Raw genomic sequence first — 13,337 nt, 5'->3', positions numbered from 1 at the left:
AGATGTCCAGGCACCGCACTCCGGTGCGTCGACACCCACGAGCTGGGGAGGGCTTGGTGACGTCGGCGACGCTGGTAAACCCTGCTTCCACGCGCCCGGAAAACGGGCGCCACGCCGTCGACGCGGCGTTGGTGCGGGCCCGCTTACGCGCATACGTGCGCGCCGTCTTTCTGGTCGACATCGCGATGGTCACCCTCGCGCTCGTCGGCGGCTACATCGTCCGCTTCGGTGACCTGTCCGAGGGGTTCGGGGGCGGCGCACCGCGCGACTCCGTGCCGTACGCCCTCATCATGGTCGGCCTCGGCCTGGTCTGGCTGGTCTCGCTCAAGCTGATGCGCAGTTACGACGCCCGGCTGATGGGCTACGGCGTCGACGAATACCGGCGGGTCGCCGCCGCGACCATCCGGCTGGCCGGCGCGATCGCCATCGTCGGCTACGTGGTCGACCTCGGCGTCGCGCGCTGGTTCCTGGCGTTGACCTTCACGCTGGGCCTCGTCGGCCTGGTGCTGGGCCGCTACGCCGCGCGCAAGTGGCTGCACCACGCCCGCCGGCGCGACGGCGCCTGGTCCCGCCAGGTGCTCGTGGTCGGCGACGCGGTGCACATCAACGAGCTCGTCGCGACATTGCGCCGCGAGCCCTACGCCGGCTACCACGTGGTCGGGGCGTGCATTCCCGACGCGTTGATCGCGCCGGTGCCGCAGCGGCTCGGCGACGTGCCGGTCGTCGGCTCGTTCCGCACCGTGCTGGAGGCGGTCGAGTCGACCGGCGTCGACACGGTCGCGGTGACCACCTCGGCCGAGCTGACCGCGACCCGGCTGCGCCGGCTCGGCTGGCAGCTGGAGGGCACCGGTGTCGACATGGTGCTGGCGCCCGCGTTGACCGACGTGGCCGGCCCGCGGATCCACACCAGGCCGGTCGCCGGCCTGCCGTTGATCCACGTCGAGGCGCCCGAGTTCCGTGGCGGCCGCAAGCTGGTCAAGGGCTTCTTCGACCGGGCCGCCGCGCTGGTCGCGCTCACCCTGGCCGCGCCGCTGCTGGTGGCCATCGCGATCGCCATCAAGGTCGACGGCCGCGGTCCAGTGTTCTTCCGGCAGACCCGGGTGGGCATGTCCGGCAAGGAGTTCGGCGTCTTCAAGTTCCGCACCATGGTGGTCAACGCCGAAGAGGTGCTCGCGCAGCTGCGGGCGCGCAACGAGACCGACGGGCTGATGTTCAAGATGCGCGACGACCCGCGGGTGACCCGGGTCGGCCGGTTCCTCCGGCGTTACTCGCTCGACGAGCTGCCCCAGCTCGCCAACGTGCTGTTCGGCCAGATGAGCCTGGTCGGGCCGCGTCCGCCGCTGCCTCGAGAGGTAGCCCGCTACGACGGCGACGTGGCCCGCCGGCTGCTGGTCAAGCCGGGCATCACCGGGCTCTGGCAGGTCAGCGGGCGCTCCGACCTGACGTGGGAAGACGGCATCCGGCTCGACCTCTACTACGTGGAGAACTGGAGCCTGACCGCCGACCTGGCCATCATGTGGAAGACGGTCGGAGCGGTCATCGCCAGCCGGGGCGCTTACTGACCGGCCTTCGGGCCGTTCCAGTCGAGGCAGACGACCACGGCGTCGTCGACGAGGTCGGTCGACACGTGCGCGCGCAGCTCACCGAGCAGCGCGCGCACGGCGTCCAGCGGCGACCGGTGGCGGCTGCGCCGGACGAACCTGGTCAGCGCACTCTCGCCGTACCGGCTGCCGGCCTGGTCCAGCGCGTCGTACACGCCGTCGCTGATCACGAACATCCGGTCGCCGACCTCCAGCTCGAAGGTCTGCGGGCGATAGATGGTGCCGTCGAACATGCCCAGCGGGAGCTGGGCCTCCAGCTCGACGTCGCTGACCTCCTCGCCCCGCAGCAGGAGCAGCCGGGGTGAGCCGGCGTCCACCGCGGTGACGACGCCGCTGGCCAGGTCGACCTCCAGCAGCAGCGCCGCCAGGTGCTGCTCGCCCCGGTAGTGCGCGAAGACCGCCTGGTCGGCCAGCGCGGCCTGGTCGGCCAGGTCCAGGCCGCCGCGCCGGGCGTTGCGCAGGGCGAACGTCGCCAGGCTGGTCAACGTCGCTGCCGCGATGCCCTCGCCGGAGCCGTTCACCGCCGAGAGCCACAGCCGATGTGCGTCGTCGGCCCAGTCGAAGCTGTCACCGCGCACCGCGTACGCCGGTTCCAGCTGCCCGGCCAGCGCGAACGAGGGACGGGACCGGCTGCGTCCGGGCAACAGCTCCCACTGCATCTCGGCGGCCAGGGTCAGCCGGCGAGCCCGGGCCGCGACCAGGTAGCGGTCGGTGCTGCCACGTACCGCCGCGAGCTCGTGCGCGAGATAGGTGGTCACCTCGGCCAGCTCGCCCTTCGGCGTGCCGTCGTCGTCCGTCACGGGGGCCAGTCGCAACACCCCGATCCGGTCGCCGCGCATCGTGACCGGCAGATACAGGACGGAGTCGTCGAAAGCTTCGGACTGGTGGTCGAAGCTCCGCCAGGCCGGGTGGCCGGGCCTGGTCACCGCCTCGCCACCGCTCAGCGGAAGCAGCGCGGAGAGCCGGTAGTCCACCAGCAGAAGCTCCACCTCGGTGATGCCGTAATGCTTCTCCAGCTGCTCGCTCAGGCGGTCTACGAGCGCGTCAGCCTCGGCTCGCGACAGCGCGCGTTCGACATCGACTAACCGTTCGTTCATCGCTGGTCCCCTCGGCGAGGCGACGGCACCTGCCGTCGGGGTAGGGTTTTCCCACCATGGCCGATCACCATGCGTCCTCCGACGCAGCCGCTGCGGCCGCCGCCATCGACAGCGCGGCGGAAGCGCTGCTGTCCGTGTGGGACGCGGCACGCGAAGGTGCGGCTGACCGCGTTTCGGGGTCACAGTTGCGCGCGATGCTCGTGGTGGAGGAGTTCGACGGGATCAACCTACGTGGTCTCGCGGGAAGTCTAGGCATGATCCTCTCCTCGGCCAGCCGGCTGTGCGACCGTTTGGTCGCCGCCGGCATGATCGAGCGGTTCCCCGGGCGCACTGACCGCCGCGAGATCGCCCTGCACCTGACCAAGGTCGGCCACCGGCTGCTCGAGGAGCTGCGCGCCGAGCGCCGCCGCCGACTCAGCGAGACACTGGCCCAGATGACCCCCGCCGCCCGGCAGGCGCTCCTGCGCGGGCTGAGCGAGTTCAGCGAGGCGATGGCCAAGCCACCGTCCGAGTCGCTCACCGCCTAGGAACGCACCCACTCGGCCGGCTCGGCCACGATGTCGCGGACCACCGCGCCGGCGGCACCGACCGCGGCCGCGGCCGGACCCAGCGCCGACGCCCGCACGGTCATCGGCGACCAGGCCGAGGTCAGCACCCGCCGGGACAGCTCCGCCTCGACGGCCGGCGCCAGCCAGGGCGCCAGCGGCCCGAAGATCCCGCCGAGCACCACCGTGTCGACGTCGAGCATGTTGACCACGCCGGCCAACGCGACACCGAGCGACGTGCCGGCCGCCGGCAGCCGGTGCTGCGCCAGGTCCTCGTCGGCCCGCAGGCGGGCCAGCCCGGCCTCGCCTGCCGGCAGGTCACGGAGCAGCGCTTCCTGGCCGGCGTACTGCTCCAGGCAGCCGAGGGCGCCGCACCGGCACCGCGGGCCGTCGGGACGCACGCAGACATGGCCGAGCTCGCCGCTCCAGCCCCGGGCGCCGCGGAACAGCTCGCGCCGCAGCACGATGCCGGCGCCGATGCCGATCTCGCCGGACACGTAGACGAAGCTGTCGAGCCCCTGCCCGTCGGCGTGCAGCTCGGCCAGGGCGGCCAGGTTGGCCTCGTTGTCGATGGTCACCGGCAGGTCGCCCAGGGGTCCGCCGGCCAGCGTGCCCGCCGCGTCGACGTCGTGCCAGGCCAGGTTGGGGGCGCGGTGGATCAGGCCGGTGCCGGAGACCAGGCCCGGCACGGCCAGCGCGACTCCGGCGACGACGCGGCCGGCGGCCGCCGCCTCGGCCCGCAGCCGGGCGCCGAGGTCGGCCACCGCGGCCAGCACGGTTTCCGGGTCCAGCGGGCGCTGGTCGCCGGGCACCACGGCCCGGTGCCGGACCGTGCCCGTGAGGTCGACGACGCAGCCGGCCAGGTAGTCGACGTTGATCTCCAGGCCGAGCCCGGCCGGGCCGTACGCGTGCAGGACGAGCCCCGCCGCAGGGCGCCCGGCGCCGGCCCGGGGTGCTGGACCCACCTCGGCCAGCAGGCCGCCACCGACCAGGTCGTCGACCAGCGCGGAGACTGTCGCCCTGGTCAGCCCGGTGCTCGAGGCCAGGTCGGCCCGGGACGGAGGCCTCGGTGCGACTGCCACCTGACGCAGCACCAGGGCGAGGTTGTGCGCTCGTACGCTCGCCTGGCGTACCGGTGATCCGCCGTTCACACCCTTGACACTGCCACGACTCAGTCAAATAATTCAACCGCTAAACAAATTCCGCGCCGATGATGCGCACTTCTGGAGGAGGCCCTGATGGCAGCCGATCCCACCCGCGCCGACAAGTTCTCGTTCGGTCTCTGGACCGTCGGTTGGCCGGCCCGCGACCCGTTCGGTGACGCCACCCGGCCGCCGCTGGACCCGGTGGAGTCCGTGCACCGGCTCTCCGACCTCGGTGCTTACGGCGTGACCTTCCACGACGACGACGTGATCCCGTTCGGCGCCGACGACTCGAGCCGCGCCGAGCACATCGCCCGGTTCCGCAAGGCGCTCGACGAGACCGGCATCGTGGTGCCGATGGTGACCACCAACCTGTTCACCCACCCGGTGTTCAAGGACGGCGGCTTCACGAGCAACGACCGCGACGTCCGCCGGTTCGCCCTGCGCAAGGTCATGCGCAACATGGAGCTGGCCGCCGAGCTCGGCGCGCAGACCTACGTGATGTGGGGCGGCCGCGAAGGCTCCGAATACGACCTGGCCAAGGACGTGCAGGCGGCCCTCGACCGCTACCGCGAGGGCGTCGACTTCCTGGCGCAGTATTCGATCGACCGTGGCTTCGGCCTGCGCTTCGCCCTGGAGCCCAAGCCCAACGAGCCGCGCGGCGACATCCTGCTGCCGACGGTCGGCCACGCGATCGCGTTCATCTCGAGCCTCCAGCACCACGAGCTCGTCGGCCTCAACCCCGAGGTCGGGCACGAGCAGATGGCCGGGCTCAACTACGCGCACGGCATCGCCCAGGCGCTGTGGCACGGCAAGCTCTTCCACCTCGACCTCAACGGCCAGCGCGGCATCAAGTACGACCAGGACCTGGTCTTCGGCCACGGCGACCTGATGAACGCGTTCGCCCTGGTCGACCTGATCGAGCACGGTGCGCCCGGTGGCGGCCCGAGCTACGACGGCCCGCGGCACTTCGACTACAAGCCCTCGCGCACCGAGGACTTCGACGGTGTCTGGGACTCGGCGGCCGCCAACATGCGGATGTACCTGCTGCTCAAGGAGCGGGCGCAGGCCTTCCGGGCCGACCCCGAGGTGCAGGAGGCACTGGCCGCCAGCAAGGTCGGCGAGCTGAGCCAGCCGACGCTGGGCACCGGCGAGAGCTACACCGACCTGCTGGCCGACCGCGCGTCGTACGAGGACTTCGACGCGGACGCGGCCGGTGCGAAGGGCTACGGATTCGTCCGCCTCAACCAGCTGGCTGTCGAGCACCTGCTCGGCGCCCGGGGCTGATTCTCCGAAGGCGCCTGGTCCTCCGGACGTCGCAGATCCAAATCGAAACCCGCAGAGGGGAGATCTGACCATGCCGCTGGTCGCCGGCATCGACTCGTCCACGCAGTCGTGCAAGGTAGTGATCCGCGACGCCGAGACCGGCGCGCTGGTCCGTGAGGGGCGTGCCACGCACCCGGAGGGCACCGAGGTGCACCCGGACGCGTGGTGGCGCGCCCTGAACGAGGCCAGCCGCCAGGCCGGCGGGCTCGACGACGTCGCCGCGGTCGCGGTCGGCGGCCAGCAGCACGGCATGGTCTGTCTCGACGAGCAGGGCGAGGTGGTCCGCCCCGCCCTGCTGTGGAACGACACCCGCTCGGCGCAGGCCGCCTCCGACCTGACCGCCGAGCTCGGTGGCCCGAAGGCCTGGGCCGACGCGGTCGGCTCGGTCCCGGTGGCCAGCTTCACCGTCACCAAGCTGCGCTGGCTGGCCGAGCACGAGCCCGACAACGCCGACCGCACGGCCGCCGTCTGCCTGCCGCACGACTGGCTGACCTGGCGGCTGGGCGGCACGGGCGCCCTGGCCGACCTGCGCACCGACCGCGGTGACGCGAGCGGCACGGGCTACTGGTCGCCGGCCACCGGCGTCTACCGGCCCGACCTGCTGTCGCTCGCGTTCGGCCGGGAGCCCCAGGTGCCGACCGTGCTGGCCCCGACCGGCCACGCCGGCCGGCTGCCCAGCGGCGCGGTGCTCGGCGCCGGCACCGGCGACAACGCGGCGGCCGCCCTGGGCGTCGGCGCCCAGCCCGGCGACGTGGTCGTCTCGATCGGCACGTCCGGGACGGTGTTCAGCGTGGCCGACCTGCCCGCCGCCGACCCGAGCGGCATCGTGGCCGGCTTCGCCGACGCCACGGGTCGCTTCCTGCCGCTGGTCTGCACGCTCAACGCGGCCCGGGTGCTCGACGCCGCGGCCGCGATGCTCGGCGTGACCCACAGCCGGCTCGCCGAGCTGGCCGGCCAGGTCCCGTCCGGGTCCGACGGCTTGGTCATGGTGCCGTACCTGGAGGGCGAGCGGACCCCGAACCGGCCGCTGTCGACCGGCGCCGTGCACGGGCTGACCCTGAAGACCTCGACGCCGGCGCACTTCGCCCGGGCCGCGGTCGAAGGCATGCTCTGCGCGCTCGCCGACGGCCTCGACGCGCTGATCGCCGAGGGCGCCGCGGTCAACCGCGTGATCCTGATCGGTGGCGGTGCGCGCAGCGAGGCGGTCCGCCGGATCGCTCCGGAGGTCTTCGGCTGCGGTGTCGTCGTGCCAGAGCCCGGCGAGTACGTCGCCGACGGCGCCGCCCGCCAGGCCGCGTGGGCCGTCTCCGACCAGCCGGCCCCGCCCGCGTGGGCGACCGGCCGGAGTGAGAGCTACGACGGCCGTCCGGTGCCGGCGATCCGCGAGCAGTACGCCGCCGTCCGCGAACTCGTCCACGACCGCCCGGCCGCTTAACTCGTAACACTCGCTCCACAGCGCTACCGTCGGACAGCGATGGAGCAGCCGGAGAGCGCAGACGCGCCACACGAGATCCGCGAGCGTGCCGTGGCACTCGCGGAATACCTGCTCGCCGTGCGGGCGCTGCTCGACAAGCCGGTCCGCACGGTGCCGACCGGCGACGCCTTCTGGCAGGACGACCTGCCCAGGCACCCGGCGGTCGAGCTCGGCCCGCGGCAGCCCGGCGCCGGCTGGCTGCGCGTCGGCCGGCCCGTGCCGCCGACCGCGCCGTCGATCCCGAACGCGCTGCTGCGGCACCTGGCCTGGGACCTGACGCCCGACCACCCACCGACCCTGCAGGGCTCGCCTGACGACGAGGCCCGCACCGCCGTGTTCACGACGTGGCTGGAGGAGCAGTGGCGACCGTGGGCGACCGCCTTCCGCGGCGCCGTCGCCACCCGGGCGCTGCACGACCGCCTCTACGACCTGCGCTACCGCGTCGACGTCGACTCGGCGCGGGTCGAGCTGGTCTGGGGCCACGCGATCCTGGACGCGCCGATCGGCGGCGAGCCCGTTCGCTACCCACTGCTGGCCACCCCGGTCGCGATCGACTACGACCCGGAGACCACGACGGTCACGGTGCACCCGCAGGGTCCGGCCCGGCTCCAGGTCGACGCGCTCGGCGGGCTCGACAACCGCCGGGTCGGCGATCTGCTCGACCTCGCCGCCCCGGGCGGCCAGGTCGACATCGACCCCTGGGACGCGGCCGAGCGCCAGGAGTTCGCCGGCCGGGCACTGCGCCGGCTCGGCTTCGAGCCGAAGCTGCGGTTCGGTCCTGATCCGCTGGACGAGCCGCACGTCCACGACACCGGTGTGCTCTTCCTGCGCCCGCGCCAGCGGATGGTCCGCCGGTTCCTGGAGGCCGAGCGCGACCGCCTGGCCACGCCGGGCGGCGGTGCGGTCGGCGCGCTCGCCGGCATCCTCGCCCACGAGCCGAGCGCGTTGGTGATGCCCGACGACGACCCCGACGCCTGGGTACGCACCGGCGAGCGGCTGCTCATGCCGATGGCCACGAACGACGCGCAGGAGTCGATCGCGGCCCGGTTGGCCGCACACCGGACGGTGGCGGTGCAGGGCCCGCCAGGCACCGGCAAGACGCACACCATCCGAAACCTGATCTGCCACCTGGTCGCGCACGGCAAGCGGGTGCTGGTCCTCGCGCAGAAGGAGGACCCGCTGCGGGTGCTCCGCGACGGGCTCCCCGCCGAGATCCAGCCGCTCTGCCTGGCCGTCCTCGGCCGGTCGGCCGACCAGCTCGTGCAGCTGCAGATCGCGGCCCGCGAGCTGTCCGACCGGGCCGCCACGCTGGACCGCCCGGTGGCCGCCGCCGAGGTCGCCCGCACCACTGACGAGATCGACGCCGCGCACGGCCGGTTTGCCGCTGCCCGCGACGAGCTGCTGGCGGTGGCCGAGCGGGAGGCGACCACGTACCCGATCCACGGCGTGGCCTCCTCGCCCGCCGAGGTCGGCGAGTGGCTGCGCCGCACGCGGGCCGACGGCATCGTGCCCGACGCGGTGCCGCCGGGTCTCCCGGCGCCGCTGACGGCGGGGGAGTTCGGCCTGCTCGGCGACCTGGCGCGGGGGATCTCACGCGCGGACCGGGCGCACGCGCTGGCCGACCTGCCGGCCGACGGGGCGTTGCCTTCCGGTGAGGCCGTGGCCGCGCAACGGGCCGCGCTGAGCGACGCCGGCAAGGTGGTCGAGCAGGCGCGCGACCGCGGCGCCGACCCGGACGGCGCCCGCCGGCTCGGCCCGGACGGCGTCGACGAGCTGGCCGGGGCGTTGCGCGCGGCGGCCGAGACGCTGGCCCGGCGGGCCGGCAGCTGGACCGACCGGCTCGGCCAGCTGATCCGCGAGCCGAGCTGGCAGGCGGTCTGGGACGAGCAGGTGGCGGCGAGCCGCACGATGCTGGGCGAGCTGGGCCGGCGCACCGCCGCGCTGTCCGGGCACCGGCTGGAGATCGGTGACGAGCACGCCGCCCAGCCGCGCCGGCTGCTCGCCCAGCTCGGCCAGGTCCGCGAGCGGTTCGCCGCCGGCAAGCCGGTCCGCCGGCTGACCCACGGTGACCTGGCCAAGCTGCTCGCCGACTGCCGGGTCGACGACGAGCAGCCGCGTACGGTCGCCGACGTCGACCTGCTGGTCGCCTGGGTCGAGCGGGAGCAGCTGCGGAGCCGGCTCGCCGCCCGCTGGGCCGAGTGGTCCGCCCGCCTGGGCGCGCCGACACCCGGGCAGCACGGCGGCGAGCCGGAGCTGTGGGCCGGCCAGCTGCTCGCCGAGGCCCTCGACGCGCTCGACTGGGAGAGCCGCCGTTGGCCCGCCCTGCGCGCCAACCTGGTTGTGCTCGTGCCGGCCTGTCCGCGCGCGGTCGACGCACCGGCGGTGGCCGAGCTCGCCGACCTCGCCGAGGCGGTGTCGGCGGTGTTCACCGTCGACCGGATCGAGGCGGAGCACCGGGCGATGACCGAGTGGCTGGCTCAGGCCACCGCACCCCCGGTCCTGCGCTCGTTGGCGGCGGCCTGGTCCGCCGAGGACGCGGTCGCCTGGAACGGCGCGGTCGCCGAGATCCGCCGGCTGTGGGGTGTCCGGCCGGATGCCGCCCGGTACGCCGCGCTGCACGCGCGGCTGGCCGAGGTGGCACCGGGCTGGGCCGGCGCGTACGAGCGGGGCGTGGCTCCGGACAGCGGCGAGGCGGCGCTGCGGGCCTGGTCCTGGCGGCAGGCGCAGACCTGGTTCGACGAGGTGACCGGAGGCGTCGGCGACGGCGAGCTCGCCCGCCGCCTGGAGCGCGCCCGCGACCAGGAGCGCCGGCTGACCGGCGAGCTGGTGGTCGGCTCGGCTTGGCTGGAGGTCGCCCGCACGCTCGACGACCGCCGCAAGGCGGCGCTGGCCGACTGGGCGGCCGCGCTGCGCAAGATCGGCAAGGGCACCGGCAAGACCGCCGCGCACTGGCAGGCCGCCGCCCAACGGGCGATGGCGGAGGCGGCCACCGCCGTTCCAGTGTGGATCATGTCGATCGACCGGGCGCTGGAGCAGTTCCCCGGTGCTGGTCCGATCTTCGACGTGGTGGTGGTCGACGAGGCCTCGCAGGCCGACATCTTCGCGCTGCCGGTGCTCGGCCTGGCCCACCGCGCGGTGGTGGTCGGCGACGACCAGCAGATCGGCCCGCAGCTGGTCGGCCTGCCCGCCGACCGGGTAAACGCGCTGATCGGCACCCACCTGGCACCGGCCGGCATGCCGTCGGCGGTGCACTTCGACACCGAGAGCAGCCTCTACGACCACGCGGTGCGCCGCTCGCCGCAGCGGATCCTGCTGACCGAGCACTTCCGCAGCGTGCCGGCGATCATCCGGTTCTCCAGCGAGACCTACTACGACGGCAAGATCCAACCGCTGCGCGCCGACCGGCCGGCGGGGCTGGAGGCCGCGGTCAGCGCCGTCTACGTGCCCGACGGCCGACGCCAGAGCCTGCCGGAGCACGGCGAGGTCAACGTCGCCGAGGCCGAGGCGCTGGTGGACCGGGTGAAGCGGATCGTGGCCGACCCCGCGTACCAGGGGAAGACGATCGGTGTCGTCAGCCTGCTCTCCACCAGCGGCCAGGCCGACTATCTCCAGCACCGGCTCCGCGCGGAGCTCGGCACCGACGAGCTCGAACGACGGTCACTGCGGGTCGGCGACCCCTACACGTTCCAGGGCGACGAGCGCGACGTGGTGCTCGTGTCGACGGTGGTCGCCACCGCGGACGGCACGATCGGCGCGTTCACGAAGCGCGACTACCACCGCCGGGTCAACGTCGCCGCGTCCCGGGCGAGGGACCAGCTCTTCGTCTTCCACTCGGTGCGGGCCGGCGAGCTCAACCCGGACGACGCCCGGGCGCTGCTGCTCTCCTACGCGACCCGCCCGGCGCCGATGCCCGAGCCGGCCGACGCGCGGGTGCTGGAGAGCGAGTTCACCCGCGAGGTGTGGAGCCGGCTGACCGCCGCGGGATTGCACCCGATTCCGCGGTTCCGGCTCGGCGCGTACGAGATCGACTTCGTGGTCAACGCCCCCGACGGCCACCGCCTCGCGATCGCCTGCGACGACCGATACCGCGGCGCAGCGGCCTTCGCGGCCGAACTCCGCCGACAGGCGGTGCTGGAACGCGTCGGCAACTGCGTCTTCGTGCGCCTGCGCGCGAGCCTCTTCCACCGCGATCCGGACCAGGCGATGGAGGCGGTCTGGGCACGCGCGGAGGAGCTCGGCCTGACACCCGTGCGGCCGACCCACGCCGTGGGCGGGCCTGCCTGACCCGTCGCGGCCAGCAGACCCGTCCGGCTCAGGCCGCGGCGGGCGGTCCGGGCTGATCCGCGTTGGCCAGCAGTGCGCTGAGCAGGGCCGCCTCTTCGCGGGTGCCGCTGATCTCCGTGTCGACCAGCCGCCGGAAGGCCGCGTCGAACTGTTCGCCGTCGCCCAGTGCCTGGTCGAGGGCGAGCCAGGCGTTGCGCATCGCGACCCGGGCCGCGTGTACCTCGGAGATCGCGCTGTCCAGATGGGCCGGGGGAGCCGGCACCGGTTCGCGCAGCGGCCATCGACGACGTACGCGATGTGCGTTGCGTTGCCCCTCGTTGGGTGAGGCTCCAGAGGGAGCGCGGAGCGCGCGGCGCCAACGTCGAAGCAGGGGAGGGCATTTTCCGATGCTCTCGCTGACCCGGGACATGTGTCGGCTCCTCGACCGGACGGACGTGTGACGGCTGCCCCGACACCAGCGGAGCAGCCGCTCTGTCTTTCTACTCCCTTTTGGACCGTCAGACCGTTCCCGCGACCGGCAGGTCTCTGGGCAACTGCAACACGCGCTTGCACGAGATTCGCGCTGGGTAATGTTCAACGGAACGTAACGTGGCCCGCGCCCGATAAATCCACATAAAGTCGAAGCAGTGATAATGCAAATTGTGACGCGTATCACAGTTCAACCAGAGAGCGATTTCCCTCCGTAACGAGCCGCCCCGACCAAACCCCGCACTCGGTATCGTCAATGTGACACTTTTGGTCTCCGGCCAGCGACGTTACGTTGAACAGATGTCACAACAACGCCCGAAGCCACTGGACGAGTGGGACTTCCGGGCGTTCATCGCGCTCGCCGAAGAACGTTCCTATGAGGACGCCGCCCGGCGGATGGCCGGGTTCCACGGTGGATACAGCCGCCAGTCGGTGCAGCACCGGATCGCCAAGATCGAGGGCCACGTCGGCGAGCCGGTGGTGCGCCGCAACGTGGACCGCCGCTACCTGTTGACCACGGCCGGCGAACGGGTCCTGCAGATCGCCCGCCAGGTCGTGGCGCTCCACGAGCGGATCGGTGCCGCGGCCGCCGCCCCCACCGTCTGGACGCTGGCCTGCGGGCCGCACCACACCCAGTTCGTCGCGCTCGCCGAGGACCGCCTGCGCTCGGCCGACGCCGCCGACAAGCTCCGGGTCGAATACCTCGCCCAGCGCAACCGGGCCGAGCATCAGTTCTACGGCGACCCGGTCGACCGCCTCCTCCGCAACGAGTTCCACCTGATCATCGGCCCGTCGGTGCGCCGACCCGGCCTGCGGTCGACCCGGCTCTACGAGGCCCGCCTCGAGGCGATGATCGACCGTGACTTCCCGGACGACCGGCTCACCCTGGCCGAGCTCGTCAGCGACTACGAGGCGTTCCTCCAGCCCCGCGACGTGCGCGCCCGGCGGGTGCTCGAAGACGCGATCATCTCGGCCGGCATCCCCGACCCGGACCCGGCCCGCCGCATAGCCATGGAGACCTACGAGACCGCCACGAGCGTGATCCGGCTGCGCAGTGAGCACCACCGCCCGGGCCGCCGCCGGGGCCGGATCCTGGTGGTGCCGTCCGACGTCGCACTCCCGTACAAAGCCGGCATGATGTTCGGCGGTGGCGACGCCGACCGGTTCAAGTGGGTCCCGATCCACGTCGGCTCCGCGCCGCTGCGGATGGAGACCTGCGTGACCGTGCGCGACGCGCACCAACTGGAGCTCCGCCCGGTGGTCGAGGCGCTCCGGGCCGGCGTGGCCCAGCTCGACCGGGGCGCGCACCGGATATCCGGCGCGCCGCTCCCATCCGCCACACCGATACCGACCCAACGAAGCTAGATCGCTGGGGCAGGTCACCGATGTAGCCTCCCGGA

9 protein-coding genes are annotated in these 13,337 nt (G+C 73.2%); 6 read left to right on the top strand and 3 right to left on the bottom strand.

The window, feature by feature from the left end:
- Positions 1–56 precede the first annotated feature (56 nt).
- Positions 57–1,562: a sugar transferase gene (locus AB0J88_RS25475; RefSeq protein WP_364351850.1), complete on the top strand. Its 1,506-nt coding sequence runs from the start codon at positions 57–59 to the stop codon at positions 1,560–1,562.
- On the opposite strand, the gene AB0J88_RS25470 is transcribed toward AB0J88_RS25475, so the two are convergent.
- The gene (locus AB0J88_RS25470) at positions 1,556–2,698 is read right to left on the bottom strand and encodes a PP2C family protein-serine/threonine phosphatase (protein ID WP_364351853.1); all 1,143 of its coding nucleotides are present in this window, start codon (positions 2,696–2,698) and stop codon (positions 1,556–1,558) included. The genes AB0J88_RS25475 and AB0J88_RS25470 overlap by 7 nt on opposite strands.
- Positions 2,699–2,754: 56 nt before the next feature.
- On the opposite strand from AB0J88_RS25470, the gene AB0J88_RS25465 reads away from it, so the two are divergent.
- A complete protein-coding gene (locus AB0J88_RS25465; RefSeq protein ID WP_364351856.1) occupies positions 2,755–3,225 on the top strand; it encodes a MarR family transcriptional regulator in 471 nt (156 codons plus the stop codon).
- On the opposite strand, the gene AB0J88_RS25460 is transcribed toward AB0J88_RS25465, so the two are convergent.
- Complete coding sequence (locus AB0J88_RS25460; protein ID WP_364351859.1) at positions 3,222–4,394, bottom strand: ROK family protein; 1,173 nt, start codon at positions 4,392–4,394, stop codon at positions 3,222–3,224. The genes AB0J88_RS25465 and AB0J88_RS25460 overlap by 4 nt on opposite strands.
- 87 nt (positions 4,395–4,481) lie before the next feature.
- Between AB0J88_RS25460 and xylA the strand changes: the two genes are divergently transcribed.
- From xylA to AB0J88_RS25445, 3 genes are all read left to right on the top strand, one after another.
- The gene (gene xylA / locus AB0J88_RS25455) at positions 4,482–5,672 is read left to right on the top strand and encodes a xylose isomerase (protein WP_364351862.1); all 1,191 of its coding nucleotides are present in this window, start codon (positions 4,482–4,484) and stop codon (positions 5,670–5,672) included.
- Between the two features lie 70 nt (positions 5,673–5,742).
- Positions 5,743–7,146: a xylulokinase gene (gene xylB, locus AB0J88_RS25450; protein WP_364351865.1), complete on the top strand. Its 1,404-nt coding sequence runs from the start codon at positions 5,743–5,745 to the stop codon at positions 7,144–7,146.
- Between the two features lie 39 nt (positions 7,147–7,185).
- On the top strand, positions 7,186–11,469 hold the full coding sequence (locus AB0J88_RS25445; protein ID WP_364351868.1) for an AAA domain-containing protein: 4,284 nt from the start codon (positions 7,186–7,188) through the stop codon (positions 11,467–11,469).
- 28 nt (positions 11,470–11,497) lie between these two features.
- Here the strand turns inward: AB0J88_RS25445 and AB0J88_RS25440 are convergent, their stop codons facing one another.
- On the bottom strand, positions 11,498–11,731 hold the full coding sequence (locus tag AB0J88_RS25440; RefSeq protein ID WP_364351871.1) for a hypothetical protein: 234 nt from the start codon (positions 11,729–11,731) through the stop codon (positions 11,498–11,500).
- Between the two features lie 506 nt (positions 11,732–12,237).
- On the opposite strand from AB0J88_RS25440, the gene AB0J88_RS25435 reads away from it, so the two are divergent.
- A complete protein-coding gene (locus AB0J88_RS25435; RefSeq protein ID WP_364351874.1) occupies positions 12,238–13,302 on the top strand; it encodes a LysR family transcriptional regulator in 1,065 nt (354 codons plus the stop codon).
- The last annotated feature ends 35 nt before the right edge of the window (positions 13,303–13,337 follow it).

This window comes from Asanoa sp. NPDC049475 (assembly GCF_040676915.1).
Taxonomy (GTDB): Bacteria; Actinomycetota; Actinomycetes; order Mycobacteriales; family Micromonosporaceae; genus Asanoa.
This window is presented reverse-complemented; position numbering and strand designations above follow the sequence as displayed.

Coding starts and splice junctions, on each gene's coding strand:
- AB0J88_RS25470 (WP_364351853.1), bottom strand. CDS start 2,698: ATGAACGAACGGTTAGTCGATGTCGAACGCGCGCTGTCGCGAGCCGAG.
- AB0J88_RS25465 (WP_364351856.1), top strand. CDS start 2,755: ATGGCCGATCACCATGCGTCCTCCGACGCAGCCGCTGCGGCCGCCGCC.
- xylA (WP_364351862.1), top strand. CDS start 4,482: ATGGCAGCCGATCCCACCCGCGCCGACAAGTTCTCGTTCGGTCTCTGG.
- xylB (WP_364351865.1), top strand. CDS start 5,743: ATGCCGCTGGTCGCCGGCATCGACTCGTCCACGCAGTCGTGCAAGGTA.
- AB0J88_RS25445 (WP_364351868.1), top strand. CDS start 7,186: ATGGAGCAGCCGGAGAGCGCAGACGCGCCACACGAGATCCGCGAGCGT.
- AB0J88_RS25435 (WP_364351874.1), top strand. CDS start 12,238: ATGTCACAACAACGCCCGAAGCCACTGGACGAGTGGGACTTCCGGGCG.